Annotated in this window: 19 protein-coding genes; 5 read left to right on the top strand and 14 right to left on the bottom strand. The window is 71.4% G+C overall.

The annotated features are described in order from the left end of the window. Positions 1 to 1410: ABC transporter permease (locus tag G6031_RS16510; RefSeq protein ID WP_182653859.1), on the top strand; the 1410-nt coding region annotated here is incomplete at its 5' end. Between the two features lie 69 nt (positions 1411 to 1479). Beyond that, positions 1480 to 2289, top strand: coding sequence for a hypothetical protein (locus G6031_RS16515; protein WP_182639291.1), 810 nt, complete (start codon positions 1480 to 1482; stop codon positions 2287 to 2289). A 1-nt stretch (position 2290) separates the two neighbouring features. Here G6031_RS16515 and G6031_RS16520 read toward each other — a convergent pair whose 3' ends face one another. After that, a complete protein-coding gene (locus tag G6031_RS16520) occupies positions 2291 to 2620 on the bottom strand; it encodes a DUF4229 domain-containing protein (RefSeq protein ID WP_179523207.1) in 330 nt (109 codons plus the stop codon). Between the two features lie 39 nt (positions 2621 to 2659). On the opposite strand from G6031_RS16520, the gene G6031_RS16525 reads away from it, so the two are divergent. After that, positions 2660 to 2821: a hypothetical protein gene (locus tag G6031_RS16525; protein ID WP_017837921.1), complete on the top strand. Its 162-nt coding sequence runs from the start codon at positions 2660 to 2662 to the stop codon at positions 2819 to 2821. On the opposite strand, the gene G6031_RS16530 is transcribed toward G6031_RS16525, so the two are convergent. The 6 genes from G6031_RS16530 to G6031_RS16550 form a co-directional block, all read right to left on the bottom strand. Further along, positions 2818 to 3339, bottom strand: a complete 522-nt coding sequence (locus G6031_RS16530) for a protein-tyrosine-phosphatase (RefSeq protein ID WP_179523208.1) — start codon at positions 3337 to 3339, stop codon at positions 2818 to 2820. The two genes, G6031_RS16525 and G6031_RS16530, sit on opposite strands and share 4 nt — an antisense overlap. A 72-nt stretch (positions 3340 to 3411) precedes the next feature. After that, complete coding sequence (locus G6031_RS16535; RefSeq protein WP_182609380.1) at positions 3412 to 4188, bottom strand: enoyl-CoA hydratase; 777 nt, start codon at positions 4186 to 4188, stop codon at positions 3412 to 3414. Between the two features lie 148 nt (positions 4189 to 4336). Continuing rightward, entirely contained in the window at positions 4337 to 4471 is a 135-nt protein-coding gene (locus G6031_RS19120; protein ID WP_259845221.1) for a hypothetical protein, read from the bottom strand. A 62-nt stretch (positions 4472 to 4533) separates the two neighbouring features. Then, a complete protein-coding gene (rfbC, locus tag G6031_RS16540) occupies positions 4534 to 5193 on the bottom strand; it encodes a dTDP-4-dehydrorhamnose 3,5-epimerase (RefSeq protein WP_182617351.1) in 660 nt (219 codons plus the stop codon). A 77-nt stretch (positions 5194 to 5270) separates the two neighbouring features. Beyond that, positions 5271 to 5822, bottom strand: coding sequence for an LpqN/LpqT family lipoprotein (locus tag G6031_RS16545; RefSeq protein ID WP_182609381.1), 552 nt, complete (start codon positions 5820 to 5822; stop codon positions 5271 to 5273). A 1-nt stretch (position 5823) separates the two neighbouring features. Beyond that, positions 5824 to 6630, bottom strand: a complete 807-nt coding sequence (locus G6031_RS16550) for an SDR family oxidoreductase (protein WP_182617353.1) — start codon at positions 6628 to 6630, stop codon at positions 5824 to 5826. Positions 6631 to 6824: 194 nt separating this feature from the next. Between G6031_RS16550 and G6031_RS16555 the strand changes: the two genes are divergently transcribed. Then, positions 6825 to 7691 carry an oxygenase MpaB family protein gene (locus G6031_RS16555; protein ID WP_187702356.1) on the top strand — a complete coding sequence of 289 codons (867 nt, stop codon included), beginning with the start codon at positions 6825 to 6827 and terminating at the stop codon, positions 7689 to 7691. A gap of 65 nt (positions 7692 to 7756) precedes the next feature. On the opposite strand, the gene G6031_RS16560 is transcribed toward G6031_RS16555, so the two are convergent. The 6 genes from G6031_RS16560 to G6031_RS16585 all read right to left on the bottom strand — a co-directional run bounded on the left by G6031_RS16560 (position 7757) and on the right by G6031_RS16585 (position 13651). Next, a complete protein-coding gene (locus G6031_RS16560) occupies positions 7757 to 8326 on the bottom strand; it encodes an ElyC/SanA/YdcF family protein (protein WP_179523211.1) in 570 nt (189 codons plus the stop codon). 22 nt (positions 8327 to 8348) lie between these two features. Continuing rightward, positions 8349 to 9380, bottom strand: a complete 1032-nt coding sequence (rfbD, locus tag G6031_RS16565) for a dTDP-4-dehydrorhamnose reductase (protein WP_182653860.1) — start codon at positions 9378 to 9380, stop codon at positions 8349 to 8351. A gap of 44 nt (positions 9381 to 9424) precedes the next feature. Further along, complete coding sequence (gene rfbA, locus G6031_RS16570; protein WP_182610400.1) at positions 9425 to 10306, bottom strand: glucose-1-phosphate thymidylyltransferase RfbA; 882 nt, start codon at positions 10304 to 10306, stop codon at positions 9425 to 9427. Next, positions 10303 to 11331, bottom strand: a complete 1029-nt coding sequence (gene rfbB, locus G6031_RS16575) for a dTDP-glucose 4,6-dehydratase (RefSeq protein WP_182653861.1) — start codon at positions 11329 to 11331, stop codon at positions 10303 to 10305. Before rfbB ends, rfbA begins: the two co-directional genes overlap by 4 nt. 10 nt (positions 11332 to 11341) lie before the next feature. After that, positions 11342 to 12436 carry a YihY/virulence factor BrkB family protein gene (locus G6031_RS16580; RefSeq protein ID WP_182610398.1) on the bottom strand — a complete coding sequence of 365 codons (1095 nt, stop codon included), beginning with the start codon at positions 12434 to 12436 and terminating at the stop codon, positions 11342 to 11344. Between the two features lie 138 nt (positions 12437 to 12574). After that, complete coding sequence (locus G6031_RS16585; RefSeq protein WP_182653862.1) at positions 12575 to 13651, bottom strand: YihY/virulence factor BrkB family protein; 1077 nt, start codon at positions 13649 to 13651, stop codon at positions 12575 to 12577. Positions 13652 to 13815: 164 nt separating this feature from the next. Here G6031_RS16585 and G6031_RS16590 point away from each other — a divergent pair, with 164 nt between their 5' ends. Continuing rightward, positions 13816 to 14211, top strand: coding sequence for a hypothetical protein (locus G6031_RS16590; RefSeq protein WP_179523225.1), 396 nt, complete (start codon positions 13816 to 13818; stop codon positions 14209 to 14211). Positions 14212 to 14232: 21 nt separating this feature from the next. Here the strand turns inward: G6031_RS16590 and G6031_RS16595 are convergent. Continuing rightward, positions 14233 to 14461, bottom strand: a 229-nt coding sequence (locus G6031_RS16595; RefSeq protein ID WP_277820166.1) for an inositol monophosphatase family protein, incomplete at its 5' end; no start/stop codon positions are given.

The following is a 14461-nucleotide window of genomic DNA, read 5'->3' on the forward strand; positions in this document are numbered from 1 at the left end:
CGGGCCACCTCGGGCAGCCCGCTCGGAGCGCTCAGACCGGCAGATGTCCGCCCCGACCCGTGGTGGCGTCGGCTCGCGATGGTGGTGGCGGGCTCCGCCGTCGCGGTGGCCGGATGGACCGGCATGACCTCCGCGGTGGACTCGCGCTCGGTGGTGGAGGCCGGCGCCTGGGGCGTGCTCACCTTCCTCGGGGTGCTGGCGGTGACAGCAGGGGCCCTGCCCACCCTGCTCGGGATGATCGGCACGGTCGTCGGACCGGTCCTCGGACCCGTCGGTTTGCTCGGCGCGCGCAACACCGCGCGCAGTCCGCGCCGCACGGCCGCCACCTCGGCCGCCGTGCTGGTGGGCGTGACCCTCACCTCGACCATGGTCACCGGGATCGCCCTGCTGGGGCCCGCCATCGAGTCGCGACTGGTCGACCGCGTCCCGCTGGACGTTGCCGTCACCGCACCCGACGGGATGTTGCCCGGCGGGCTGCCCGAGCAGCTGGCGGGACTGGACGGGGTGGCGGACTCCCTCGTCGTCGTCGACATGTACGCCCGCGACGACGACGGACGGCGCACGGTCCTGCGCGTGGCCGATCCGTCCCGGGTGGCACAGGTGATGCGCCGCGAGGTCGTCCTCCCCGGCCCGGGCGAGATCGTGCTGCCCGAGTCCTCCCCCGTCGCCGCGGACGCCCGTGACGGCGACACCGTCCGGTTCCGCTTCTTCACCGACGACGACGGACGGGACCTCGTCGTGCGCCGCTCGTCCGACCAGTGGGCCCTCGCCGCCCCGGGCAGTGTCCCCGACTGGCCTGTGGCGCACCTGCCGGACGGATCCCCCTGGCCGGAGGGTCAGGAGATCCCGCAGCAGTTCGTCCCGCGCACCGAGCAGTGGCTCCGGATGGAGGACAACCTCGAGGGCGGGTCCCTCGAGGCGGCGCTCGACGGGGTGAGGTCGGCGGTGGTGGACGCCGACCCGTCGCTGGCGGTCACCGAGACGTTCGCCTCCCGCGACCAGATCGCGGGCTCCGTCCGGACCGTGCTCACGTCCAGTTCGCTCCTGCTGGCGGTGGCGGTGGCGCTCGCACTGGTGGGAGTGGTCAACACGCTCACGCTCGCGGTCCGGGAGCGGACGCGCGAGATCGGGTTGCTCCGCGGCGTGGGCGTCACCCGGACCGGCGTGTGGCTGATGCTCGTCGCGGAGACCGCACTGGTGGCGGCGAGCGCCTCGGCACTCGGGGTGGTCCTGGGTGCGGCGTTCGGCAGGCTCGGCGCGGTCGCCATGGTGGGCCCCGGGATCGCCGGTAACATCGCGCCACCGGTGACCGATCTGATCACGGTGGGAGTCGGTGGGCTCGGGGCCGCCGTCCTCGCCGCCGCCGTGGCCTCACTCGGCGCGGTCCGCACGCGGGCGGCCGGCATCTGACCCCCGGCATGACGTGTTCCACAGCGTCGACCGGTAGCCATCCTTTGACGGAACTGAGACACTATCGTTATGCAAATTCGGGTGCTCCTGTCCGCCGGCGCGATCGCGCTGGTGGCGGCGTCGTGCGCACAGCCGGATCCGCAGGTCCTGTCGGAAGCCCCGGGGTCCGCCTCTGCCACCGAACTGACCTCCGCGGCCGAACCGACCGAGCGCGAGACCCAACCGGGTCGCTTCATCGCGCGGTGCGCGACCGAGGCCGACGGCGGCACCCCCGGGATGACCGTCTTCACGGACGGTAGCCAGAGCGTCACCGACCACTGCCTCAGCCGCTATTACATCGGGGTGCAGCCCGCCCCGGGTGCGCTGTACGTCGCCGACGACGAGACGGGGACCTACGCTCCTCCCCGCCAGCCCGCGGCGGGCACCCCGACCACCCAGTGGACTCCGGCCCAACCGCGGACGGACGTCGGTGTGCAGGATCCGTGGTTCGACGCCGACGAGCCCGACGGGGACCCGGACGAGCCGACGGAGAACGGTCCGGGCGACGGCACCACCGAGGAGACGACACCGGGCACGCCGGTGACCCCACCGGAGGGCACGACGCCGCCGACCACCTCACCGACCAGCCCGCCCACCTCTCCCGGAGGCACGGAGCCCTCCACCCCGGGCGAGGTCGAGACCACCACGACCGGGGGACAGGTCAGCCAACCCACCACCGGATCCACGGAACCGGCGCCGACAGAGGTGCCGACCGCGCCCGGAACCGTCGAGTCCGAACCCCCGGCAGCCCAGAACTCGGTCCTGCCGCCGTTCGGGTGGAGGGGATCGTTCGGGTCGGAGCAGCTCCCGGCGCTGCCCTGGCCCGCACCGACCAGCTAGGTCAGGCCTCGTCCATCCGACGACGCAGGTCCTCGCGCTTGGCCCGCCGGTCGGCGTCGACCGCCGAGATGTCGGAGTTGATCTCCGCGCGCAGGCGGGTGAACAGGATCATGGACAACGGTAGCGCGACCACCACCGAGAGTATCGCCGCGACGAGCACCGGGACATCCACCCCGGCGAGGCGGCCGATCCCTATGATGACCAGCGTCAACGCCACGACCATCAGCAGTCTCAACACGGTGTAGAACATCATGTTGCGGGCCAGCCGTGCGCCGGGCCTGGTTCCGGTGGTCACCTGTGCCGGGATTGCCGACTCGTCTCGCTCGCTCATGAACACCAGGATACGTATCGTGGTGTGAAGGAGGTTCGAGTGATCTGGCTGTTCGCACTCATCGGTGTGGTGACCGTGGCAATCCTGCTGTGGCGGGCCTTCGGGCCCGGTTCACGGCCGGCCCCGCCGCGCGTGATCGCACCGGACGACGACCCTGATTTCCTACGGGATCTCGACGGGCGTAAACCCCTGGACCCCTAGCGGGCCAGGAGATCGACGATCGAGTCGACCGCGTGGCTGATCTGCGCCCCGGTCCGGTCGAAGACCTCGGGCTCGCGGCCGATCGGGTCCTCGATGTCCCACGCCGGGTCGTCGGTGTCCACGCCGAGTCGGGCCCGCGCCAGCCCCGCGAGGGTCAGCGCCCGGTCGGCGTCGGCGAGGTGGGCCGCCTCCAGCAGCGTGTAGGTCTTCTTCCACAGCAGCGGGGCCATCTCCTGCACGGCGTCACGGTGGGCCCGTGTCGCGGTGAGGACCAGATCGTGACCCTGCAGGAGTCGCGGCGTGAGCAGACGGGAGGCGAAACCCTCGGCGTCGCCGCCGTGGGCCCCGAGTACCCGGCGGGTCTCGGGGTGGATCGCCACACCGTTGACCGCCCTCGTCCCCGCGGAATCCGCGACCACGTCGACACCCGCGTGCGCGGCTCGCACGGAGAGCAGCCGCTCGGCCAGCGGTGACCGACACATGTTGCCGGTACAGACCGTCATCACCGAGATCGCCATGGCGCAGATCCTAGTGGGAGGCCCCCACGACGACGGCCCGGCAGGTCACCGCCCGGAACTCCCGGGCGGGCGTCACTCGCCGCGCCACTGCGGGGCGCGCTTGTCCAGGAACGCGGTCATGCCCTCCTGCGCGTCGCACGTGACCGCGTTGGTGGCCATGGTCTCGGCCATCTCGCGGTACGCCTCGCCCTGCGGGAGGTCGATCTGCCGGTAGAAGGCCTGCTTGCCGATCTGCAGGGTCAACGGGCTGGCGTCGGCGATGCGGGTGGCCAGCTCGTCGACACGGGCCCGGAGCCGGTCGGCGGGTACCGCCTCGTTGACCAGGCCCCACTCGACCGCGGTGGCGGCGTCGATCGTCTCACCGGTCAGGAGCATCTGGAGTGCGCGCTTGCGGCCGATGTTCCGCGAGACCGCCACCATGGGGGTCGAGCAGAACAGGCCGATCCTCACGCCCGGGGTGCCGAACCTCGCGGTGTCGACGGCCACGGCGAGGTCGCAGGTCGCCACGAGCTGACACCCGGCGGCGACGGCGTGGCCCTGCACCTCCGCGATCACGGGCTGGCGGATGGCCTGGATCGACTCCATGAGCTCGACGCAGGTGTCGAAGACCTCACGCTCCTCGTCGAGGGTGCGGTCGATCATCTCACCGATCTCGTGCCCGGCGGACAGCGCCGGGCCCGACCCGGTCACCACCACCACGCCGCATGACGGGTCGTCACCGAGGTCGCGGATGGCGGCGGTGGCCTCGCGCATCATCCGCAACGACAGGGGGTTGCGGCGCTCGGGCCGGTCGAGGGTCACGCGCGCGATCGGGCCGCTGCGCTCGACGAGGACGTACGGGGTGCTCACTGGGGCCTCCGGGAGGGACGGGAGTGCGTGTCCCCCGGTTCTACCCCGCCGGACGGGTTCGTGGCGCGGGAGTGGGGACCGACGCCCCCGATGGAGGTCGCGACCGCGGCGCCCCGGTGCCACCTCGCCGGGACTACCGGGCCGGGGGTTATCGAGCCGGGACCGGGTGCTCGCCTCCACACCACTTCTCGGCGGGCACGGCCGCCTTGACCTGGTCGACGTGCTGACCACAGCCGTCCCAGGTGGTCTTGCCGCAGACGGAACAGGCGACGGGATAACACATGGCGTCCTCCTTCATGGGGTTCTCGACCCGACAGGGCGTCGTTCGATACCCCCTAGGGTATGTCAGTCCGCGTTCGGGCGCCACTCCTCGTCCACCCGCGCGGTGGCCTCGCGCAGACGCTCCACGTGAGCCTCGCAGTCCTCCCATCGCGGCAGGCGCCCCGCGGCCGCGACGTCGAGCAGACTCGGGGCGTCGCGGTCCTTCTGGCTCATCACGTGCGTGATCGGGGTGCCGTCGAGCGCGACGGAGGGCCAGTCGATCGCGATGTGGGAGTCGAACGCGTCCACCGCGTGCTCGGCACCCGGTCGCCACCCCTCCGAGCACAGGTACATGACCGTGGACTGCGGCTCCAGCGAGAGGAATCCGTGCGCCACGCCCTCGGGGACGTAGATCGCCCGCTGGTCGCTCGAATCGAGGACCACCCCGGACCACTCGCCGAACGTGGGCGACCCCACCCGCACGTCCACCACGACGTCGAACACCGTTCCGGACGGGCACATCACGTACTTGGCCTGCCCGGGCGGCACGTCGGCGTAGTGCAGGCCGCGCAGGACCCCCTCCCCCGAGACCGACACGTTGACCTGTGCGAGGTCGAAACGGTGCCCGGTCAGGCGGCGGAAGGTCGGGTCGGTGAACGCCTCGTGGAAGACCCCGCGGTCGTCCGAGATCCGGCGGGGGGTGATCTCCCACGCCCCCGTCACACTCAGCTCGCGTAGCTGCACCGGCGGTCCCGCCTTCCTGGTCACCTGACTTCGATCCCGCCCACCCTAGCGGGACACGCCGCGGCCGCCCGAGTGCGTCAACCCCTCATGGCGCCGACGATCTGGCCTGCCGTCCACTCCCCGATCAGCAGGCAGTCCATCGCCGAGTCGTGCAGGGCCGCGTCCTCGCGCCACCCGGTCACGACGAACTGGAAGACATAGGTCGCCTCGTCGTCGCTCCATCCCACGATCAGGCTCGAGGTGGCCATCTCGCCGGGCTCGGCCGTGTAGGTGCCGCGGAGGTAGCGGTAGATGCTGCGTACGGCGCCGGCGTCCTCGTCCCCCTCGCCCGCGACCTCCTCCAGCACCGTCCAGTCGGACAGGACCTCCGCGGTGGCGACGATCATGGTCACCGCGTCGTCGGTGGACATCGCGGGCGCCACGCGGGCGCAGGTGGCCACGGCGTTGGGCGAGAAGCCGTCGCGGTGGGCCCCCGGGTCCACGTAGATCACCGCCGACGGCTCCGGCGACTCGATCCGCTGCCACGGCGGGTTGTCCACCCACGTCAGCGGTTGCGCGGCCACCGCCATCGGGGGGCTCGCCTCGAGCGAGCGGCCGGTCGAGGCGCAGAACTCCTGGATGGAGGCCATGTCAGCCCTGCAGTCCCGCGCCGACGATGTGCGCCCCGCCGTCCACGACGAGCGTCTGCCCGGTGATCCAGTGGGCGTCGTCGGAGAGCAGGAACGACACCGGGCCGGCGATGTCGTCCGGCACCCCCAACCGGCCCGCCGGCAGTGCCGCGGACATCTGCTCCTCGCGGCCGGAGTAGAGGGCCTCGGCGAATCGTGTCTTGACCACCCCCGGCGCCACCGCGTTGACGCGGACGGCGGGGCCGACCTCCACCGCGAGTTCCTGCGTCAGGCGCATGACCAGTGCCTTGGTGGCGCCGTACCACCCGATGCCCGGCGAGGGTGCCAGTCCCGCGATCGAGGCCACATTGACCACCGCCCCGCCGCGCTCACCGAGACCCGAGTGATAGACCTTCTGCGTCCACGCCAGGGTGCCCAGTGCGTTGACCTCGGTGATCTTGCGGGCGGCCGCCAGGTCCACGTCGACCGTCCGACCGAAGACGGGATTGATGCCGGTGTTGTTGACCAGCAGGTCCACCGGCCCGAACGCCTCCTCGGCCCGGGCCACCACCTCGCGCTGGTGATCCTCGTCGTCGGACTTCCCCGCCACCGCGAGCACCCTGTCCGGCGCACCCAGCTCGGCGACCGCCTCGTCGAGGCCCTCCTGCCCGCGGGCGGTGATCACCACGGACGCCCCCTCGGACAGCAGTCGCCGCGCTATCCCCAGACCGATCCCACGGCTGGCGCCGGTGACGAGAGCGGTCCTGCCCGCGAAGCGGTCGGGGACGACGGGGCCGGTGCGGGGGGCGGGAAGGGGGGAAGGGCTCACGTGTCGTCTCCTGGTGCGGTTCGGGGCTCTCGGGTGTGCACTGCCAGCCTAGAGGCCGTGTCCCCGTCATACGTTCACGGGATTTTCTCAGCCCGCCCCCAGGGAATACCGGCCGACGGGCGGGACGGGAGTTACAGTCGTCGTCAGGACTCAACCGGCCGTCACGCACGGCGCAACTACCCCAGGGCGTGCCCATGTCACCACTTGATCCACGCGGTGCGGCGGACACCCCCGTGTGCTCGATCCTCGACATCCCGGGGCCCCGCTGGTTCCACCCGGGCGACCCGATCTGGCGTGTCCACGGCGACGCGGCCACCCCGATCGGCGTGACCACCGGACTGCTCATGCTGGCCGCCAACCCCGCCTTCGCGGCCGCGCTCACCGCCGCTGACGCGGTCGAGAACCCCTGGTCCGCGGACGGCTACCTGCACGACCTCATCGAGATCACCACGTTCGGCACGGTCGACGACGCCATGGTGACGATCGAGAACTCACACCGCGACCGCTCCACCTTCTCCGGCACCACCGAGCACGGCCAGTACTACTACGGTTCGGATCCGGAGCTCATGGAGTGGGCGCACGCCGCCATCACGTGGGCACTCCTCGCCGCGTACCAGCGCTTCGCGGCGCGGCCGCTCACCCCGGCCGAGTCCGACCGATACGTCAGCCAGACGGCCGGCATCGGGCACCTGCACGGCTGCCGCGTCTCGCCCACGACCGTCCGCGAACTCGAGCAGCTGCTCCGTTCCTCCCGGGACCGCGCCCGTGCGACCTCCGCTGGTCAGCGGGCCGCGACCCGGCTCCGCGAGACGGCTCGCGCGTGCAAGGGGCTCGTCGGAACGTCAGTCACGGCCCACCGCTCGTGCATCACGGTGGTCCACGCCGCCGCTAGTCTCGTCCCCTCCGACGTGCGTCGGGCTCTCGACCTGCCGCACCGCCCCATGGACCGCACCGCCGTCTTCGGCCGGATCTCGAGGGCCCACGAGGGGCTGGGGGCTCCGATGCTCACCACCCGCGCACCCATCGCCGCGCCGTCCGCCATGCGAGCGCGACCCGCCTGACCCGCGACCCGGTCCGCGCACTGGCGCCATCTACGGCCGCCAACAACGGCCGCCACCAGTCGCCGCTACCAGTGACCGTTGACCCGGCCCTTGGCGAACCCCGCGATCTCCCAGACCAGGTGCACCGGGAGCATGGGCCAGTCGATGCGCTCGATCGGCGTCATCCGCACCTCCATTCCGGTGGCGGCGCGCATCCACCGACCGGCCCGCAGTGTGTGCGGACGATTGGTGACGACGAGAATGCGCTCCCAGCTCCGGGCCCGCGCGATCGCGGCGACCGCGTGGGCCTCCCCCCACGTCGTCCGTGGCTCGGGGGCGAAGCACACCACCTCGGCCCCGTCGGGGCGATCCGCGCCGGTGCACAGCCGGCGGGCCCTGCGCTCGGAGTCGCCACCCGGGTTGGACACCAGCAGCGTGTCGGCGTACCCCGCCTCCACCAGGTCTCGGGCATAGGCGTGCCGTCCGTCATCCGCGCCGGCGAGCATGACCACGGCGTCGGCGCGGACCGGATCCTCCCCGCGGGGCTGCAGCAGGTACACGCCCCAGGCGGTGAGGGCGAGGGCGGTGGTGATGCCGATCGCACCTGCCGCGAGGGCCGCGCGGCGGAGGCGTGGACCGAAGCGCGGATGGGTCATGCGCGCAGGGTTGCCGGCCGCCTCACCGGTCACCTCCGCCGCGCGCGACCCGTGCGTGTTCGGCGATGGCGCTGGTGAGGTCGGCCCGCCAGTCCGGTAGCGGTGAGAGTCCCGCCGCCTGCCATGAGGTATCGGACAGCACGGAGAACGCCGGCCTCGGTGCCGGGCGTGGGAACTCGTCCGAACGGCAGGGACGGACCCGGTCCGGATCGGCGCCGTACCGGCTGAACACCTCGCGGGCGAGCTCCCACCACGTCGCGCGCCCGCCTCCGGCCCCGTGCAGGGTGAGCCCTCGGGTGTCGACCCGACCGGCCCTCTCGGCGGCCAGCATCTCCAGCAGACCGCCGGCGAGGGCATGCGTATAGGTGGGCGAGCCCCACTGGTCGTCGACCACGTTGAGCGTGTCTCGCTCGCGCTCCAGTCGGACCATGGTGGCCACGAAGTCGCTGCCGGACAGGCCGAGGGACTCGCGTTGCGGGCCGGTGTACAGCCACGCGGTGCGGATGACGGTCGCTTCCGGGTGCGAAGCCAGCACAGCCCGCTCCCCCGCCAGCTTGGTCCGCCCGTACGCCGTGGCGGGGGCGGTCGGGTCCGTGGGCTCGAGCGCCGGAGCGGTGGCCGGGTCACCTCCTCCGGGGATCTCGCCGGAGAAGACGTAGTCAGTACTGATGTGGACCATCCGGACTCCGCGCTCCCGGCACGCTGCGGCGAGCTCCTCGGCGCCGACGGTGTTGATCGCCCGGGCCCCCGCCTCGTCGGCTTCGGCGCCGTCGACATCGGTGTACGCGGCCGCGTTGATCACCACCTCCGGCGAGAAGCGGTCCAGGGCGGCGGACATCGACGCGGGATCGGTGATGTCCAGTTCGTCACGGCCCGGGGCGTCGGCCACTCCGGAGAGCGCGTGCCCGAGCTGCCCGCCGCCGCCGGTGACGAGGACCCGCGGCAGCCCGGCGGGGCGCAAGGGCTCGCCCGCCCCCTCTGCAGCCGCTCCCCCCTCTGCATCCGCTCCCCCCTCTGCACTCCCGCGTGCACCGCTGCTCAGGCGGGCGTGCATCGGGGGGAGCGGCTGTGCAGGCTGATCGTCCGGAGGGCCGCCGCTCACCACTGCCGACCCTTTTCGCGGCGGAGCACGTCGAGCAGGTAGGCCCCGTACCCCGATTTCCTGAGGTCGTGGGCGCGGTCGGTGAGCTCGTCGTCGTCGAGATACCCCATCCGCCACGCCACCTCCTCCGGGCAGCCGATCTTCAGGCCCTGCCGGTCCTCGATGGTCCGGACGTAGTTGCCCGCGTCGAGCAGAGAGTCGTGGGTGCCGGTGTCCAGCCAGGCGGTTCCACGCGGGAGCACCTCGACCTGTAGGCGGCCGGCCTCGAGATAGTGACGGTTGACGTCGGTGATCTCGTATTCCCCGCGCGGCGACTTCTCGAGGTTCCGCGCCACCTCCACCACGTCGGCGCTGTAGAAGTAGAGGCCCGGGACGGCGAAGTCGGAGGACGGGTTCTCGGGCTTCTCCTCGAGGCTGATCGCGCGGCCGGCGGCGTCGAAGTCGATCACCCCGTAGTCGCCCGGGTTGGACACGCGGTAGGCGAACACGGCGCCGCCGTCGAGGTCGGCGAACCGTCGCAGCTGCGCTCCCATCCCGGGGCCGTAGAAGATGTTGTCGCCCAGGATCAGCGCCACCGGGTCGTCACCGATGTGGTCCGCACCCAGGACGAACGCCTGGGCCAGGCCCTCGGGGGCGGCCTGCTCGACGTAGCTCAGGGTGATGCCGAACTGGCTGCCGTCGCCCAGGAGCCGCCGGAACTGCGGCGCGTCCTCGGGCGTGGTGATGAGCAGGATGTCGCGGATGCCCGCCAGCATGAGCGTGGACAGCGGGTAGTAGATCATCGGCTTGTCGTAGACCGGCATGAGTTGCTTGCTGGTGGCCAGAGTGAGGGGGCGCAGACGGGTGCCGCTGCCGCCGGCCAGGACGATGCCCTTCACAGCACCTTCTCCGTCCGGGCGTACTTCGCCTCGACGCTCTCCTTGACCGGCTCCCACCAGTCGCGGTTCTCGCGGTACCACTCGATGGTCCGGGCCAGCCCGTCCCGCAGGTTCGTGTGCTGCGGCTCCCACCCGAGCTCCTCGCGGGTGGCGGTGGCGTCGATCGCGTAGCGCAGGTCGTGGCCGGGGCGGTCGGTGACGTGGTCGAAGCCGGGGTCGCCGTCGGTGGCGGTGGCGCCCATCAGCTCGCAGATCATCTGCATGACCTGCAGGTTGGAGTGCTCGCCGTCGGCGCCGATGAGGTAGGTCCGCCCGAGCTCACCTCGTGCAAGGATCCGCAGGACCGCCGAGTTGTGGTCGTCGACGTGGATCCAGTCCCGGACATTGGCACCACTGCCGTAGAGGCGAGGGCGCTGCCCGGTGAGAAGGTTGGTGATCTGCCGCGGGATGAACTTCTCGACGTGCTGGAACGGGCCGTAGTTGTTGGAGCAGTTGCTGATCGTGGCGCGGACACCGAAGCTGCGGACCCACGCGCGCACCAACATGTCCGCGCCCGCCTTGGTGGCCGAGTACGGGCTCGACGGGTTGTACGCGGTGGCCTGGGTGAACCTGTCCGGATCGTCCAGCTGCAGGTCGCCGTAGACCTCGTCGGTCGAGACGTGGTGCAGGCGCACGTCGTGGCCGCGGCAGGCCTCGAGCACGGCGTAGGTGCCCACGATGTTGGAGTGCACGAACGGCCACGGGGTGGCGAGCGAGTTGTCGTTGTGGCTCTCGGCGGCGAAGTGCACCACCGCGTCGTCAGGCCCCGTGAGCTGCGCGACGAGCCGGTCGGTGACGGCGGGGTCCGCGCAGTCGGCCTCCACCAGCTCGACCCGATCCGACGGGAGTCCGGCCAGACTCGCGCGATTGGCGGCGTAGGTCATGGCGTCCAGCACGGTGACGTGGGCGTGGGGGTGCTCACGGACCACGGTGTGGACGAAGTTGGCGCCGATGAACCCGGCTCCCCCGGTGACGACGAGGCGCATGCGGCCAACCCTACCGTCGTGGAGGTGCCGCCTCGGCCGTCTCCCCGGCCTCGGCATCCGCGTCACCGGCCGCCACGTCATCAGCGGAGGTGTCGTCGTCGACGGGGGCCGGATCCCGGCGCAGTTCCCGGTAGTCGGCGAGCATCGTGGCCCGCCGGCGCGCGAAGAAGTCACTGGCCGTCGTGTCGCGCGGGGTCACCTGCACCGTCTCCTCGGCCGGGATGCCGGCCCGGAGTTGGCGGATACGCAGCACCTCGGTGTCCAGTCGCGCGCCGTAGAGCACCGCCATGTTGACCAACCACAACCACAACAGGAACACGATGATCCCCGCCAGCGATCCGTACGAGCGGTTGAAGTTGCCGAAGTTGGAGACGAAGAAGCCGAAACCGGCGGTGGCGACACCGATGATGAGCAGGGCCGCCGCCGCACCCAGCGAGACCCAGTGGAATTTGCGTCCGGCCACGTTGGGCGCGAACCGGTAGAGGATCGCCAGCGCGAGGATGGCGGAGATCAGGGCCCCCGGCCACTTGGCCACGCTCCACACCGCCAACGCCGTCTCGCCGAGGCCGATCCACCCACCCACGGTCTCGGCGATGGGGCCGGTGAACACCAGCGCCAGGCCCCCGACGGCCACGAGGACGATGAGCAACGCCGTGAGCAGCAGGCCGACGGGCAGCAGCCGCCACGGCGGCCGTCCCTCCTCCACTCCGAGAATGAGGTTCATCGCGCGACCGAGCGCCCAGACATAGCGGGACGCGGTCCACAGCGCGATGGTCGCGCCCACCACGAGCGCCGTCCCGGCGGCTTGCGTGGTGACGACGGCCTCGACGGGGCCGCGGATCGGATCCAGAACCTCCGGCGGGGCGATATCGGAGAGCATCTCCATGAGGGCGTCCACGGTCCTGGCCCCCTGACCGAACACGCCGAGCAGCGAGACCACCACCAGGAGCGCGGGAAACAGCGAGAGCACTCCGTAGAAGGTGAGCGCCCCCGCCTGGTCGGGACCCCGGTCGCGGAAGAACTCCCCCACCGAGCGTTCGAGGACCAGGCGGACGGTGCGGAGGCGTCGTCGCGCGGTCGACGTGGTCCCGCCGGAAGTGGTCATCCCCCGATTGTGGCCGTTCGACCGCGCGTGGCGCCTCCCGCCGCGCCCACAGACTGATCACAGATCGCCCACAGTAAGGGCTGCGCCAGACTGATCAGCGCCCGGCGCTCAGCCTGTGGGCAGAGCCCGGCGCTCGTCTCAATGGGGGTGACGCGCCTGCTCCGCCTGGGCCTCGCGGCGGACATCGGCGGCGTCGTCGATGGTCTTCTGCCGCTTCTCCTCGGCCTTGTCACTGGCGGTGGTGTCGCGCGGCGGGAGCTGGATGGTCTCCTCGGCGTGCAGTCCGGCCTGCAGCTCGCGGGCCCGCTCCACCTCGGCGTCGACCTCGGCCCCGAACAGCAGCGCGTTGTTGGTGATCCAGAGCCAGAGCAGGAAGATGATCACGCCGGCCAGCGATCCGTACGTGGCGTTGTAGCTCGAGAAGTTGGACACGTAGAACACGAACCCCGCCGTGGCGACCGCCCAGACCAGCAGCGCCACGATGGCGCCGACGGAGACCCACCGGAACCTGGGTTGCTTGACGTTGGGCGAGAACCCGTAGAGCACGGCCAGGATCACGACGACGACGAGGACCAGCGCCGGCCACTTGGCGATGCCCCACACGGTCACGGCGGTCTCGCCGAGGCCCACGAGGTCACCCACCCAGGCGGCGATCGGCCCGCTGACGACCAGCATGAGCCCGGCAAGGCAGACCAGGAGGAGGAGCACCGCGGTCAACAGCACCATGGCGGGCTTGAGCTTCCAGAAGGGGCGACCCTCCTCGACCTCGTAGATGCGGTTCATGGCCCGCCCGAAGGCGCCCACGTACCCGGACGCCGTCCACAGCGCGCCCAGCAGACCGGTGACGAGGGCGAGTCCGGCGGCGGGGGTGTTGACCAACGATTCGATGGGACCCCGTAGCGCGGCGAGGGTCTCCTCCGGCGCGGCACCCTCGAACAGCTCCATCACGGCGTTGACGGTCTCCTGCCCCTGCCCGAACACGCCGAGCAACGACACCACGGCCAGGAGCGCCGGGAAGATCGAGAGCACCGCGAAGTACGTGAGCGCGGCGGCCAGGTCCGTGCACTTGTCCTTCGAGAACTCGGCGGCGGCACGCTTCAGGCCGACCTTCCAGGTCCCGGATTTCAACGAGGTGGGCGACTCGGGTTTCCCCGAATCCGGGTCGGCGTCCGGGTCAGGCTTGTCGGTGATGTCGCGACTGCTGTTCGGGCTCATGGAAGTGACTGTCCCACCGGCGGCCCGTGCGCGCATCCTGTGGGGTCGATCTCCCCGGGGGTGAAATGCCCGACGTGTGCGTTACCCTCCTGGGTGTCACATCACCAAAGAGTCACTTCACCTGTGTCGCAGCACTCGCGACCCCGACCCCCACAGGAGCACCCATGAGCCTGTCCAACGCCATCCTCCGCGGAGTCACCGGCGCGTTCGTCCTCAACTCGGGACTGTCCAAGCGCAACCTGCCCACCGAGGCGGCCCAGGGCCTACAGGGATTCGCCGCCACCGGCGTCCCGCAGGTCACCAAGCTGGAGCCGGACACGTTCGGCAAGTTCGTCGCCTACTCCGAGATCGGGATCGGCGCGGCACTGCTCACGCCTGTGGTCTCGCCCCGCCTCGCGGGCGCCGCGCTCGGCACCTTCTCCGCCGGCCTGCTGGCGATGTACTTCCGCAACCCCTCGATGACCGAGTCCGACGGCATCCGCCCCTCCCAGGAGGGCATGAGCCTGGCCAAGGACGCGTTCATGGCCGCCATTGCCGGAGCCCTGGTCACGAGCAGGTGACCCGCCCCGGGGCCTGACCCCTCACGCCGAGGCGATGGCCTCCAGGATCGCCTCGGCCAGGTCCGCGCGGCACACCACCAGATCCGGCAGGTAGGTCTCAGCCACGTTGTACTCCAACGGGGAACCGTCCACGCGCACCGCGACGAACCCCCTGGCCAGGGCCACCCCGGCCGGTGCGGCCGAGTCCCACTGGTACTGGCCACCGGCGTGGATGTAGGCGTCCGCCTCCCCGCGCACCACGGCCGCGGCC

The organism is Dietzia sp. CQ4 (assembly GCF_014145125.1).
GTDB classification, from domain to species: domain Bacteria; phylum Actinomycetota; class Actinomycetes; order Mycobacteriales; family Mycobacteriaceae; genus Dietzia; species Dietzia natronolimnaea.

Bases quoted from the DNA above. Each gene is read 5' to 3' on its own strand.
- G6031_RS16590 (WP_179523225.1), top strand. From the start codon at position 13,816: ATGAGCCTGTCCAACGCCATCCTCCGCGGAGTCACCGGCGCGTTCGTC.
- G6031_RS16560 (WP_179523211.1), bottom strand. From the start codon at position 8,326: ATGACCCATCCGCGCTTCGGTCCACGCCTCCGCCGCGCGGCCCTCGCG.
- G6031_RS16555 (WP_187702356.1), top strand. From the start codon at position 6,825: ATGTCACCACTTGATCCACGCGGTGCGGCGGACACCCCCGTGTGCTCG.
- G6031_RS19120 (WP_259845221.1), bottom strand. From the start codon at position 4,471: ATGTGTTATCCCGTCGCCTGTTCCGTCTGCGGCAAGACCACCTGGGAC.
- G6031_RS16585 (WP_182653862.1), bottom strand. From the start codon at position 13,651: ATGAGCCCGAACAGCAGTCGCGACATCACCGACAAGCCTGACCCGGAC.
- G6031_RS16520 (WP_179523207.1), bottom strand. From the start codon at position 2,620: ATGAGCGAGCGAGACGAGTCGGCAATCCCGGCACAGGTGACCACCGGA.
- rfbB (WP_182653861.1), bottom strand. From the start codon at position 11,331: ATGCGCCTCGTCGTCACCGGGGGAGCCGGGTTCATCGGCGCCAACTTC.
- G6031_RS16530 (WP_179523208.1), bottom strand. From the start codon at position 3,339: ATGGCGATCTCGGTGATGACGGTCTGTACCGGCAACATGTGTCGGTCA.
- G6031_RS16515 (WP_182639291.1), top strand. From the start codon at position 1,480: ATGCAAATTCGGGTGCTCCTGTCCGCCGGCGCGATCGCGCTGGTGGCG.
- G6031_RS16580 (WP_182610398.1), bottom strand. From the start codon at position 12,436: ATGACCACTTCCGGCGGGACCACGTCGACCGCGCGACGACGCCTCCGC.
- rfbD (WP_182653860.1), bottom strand. From the start codon at position 9,380: ATGCACGCCCGCCTGAGCAGCGGTGCACGCGGGAGTGCAGAGGGGGGA.
- G6031_RS16545 (WP_182609381.1), bottom strand. From the start codon at position 5,822: ATGGCCTCCATCCAGGAGTTCTGCGCCTCGACCGGCCGCTCGCTCGAG.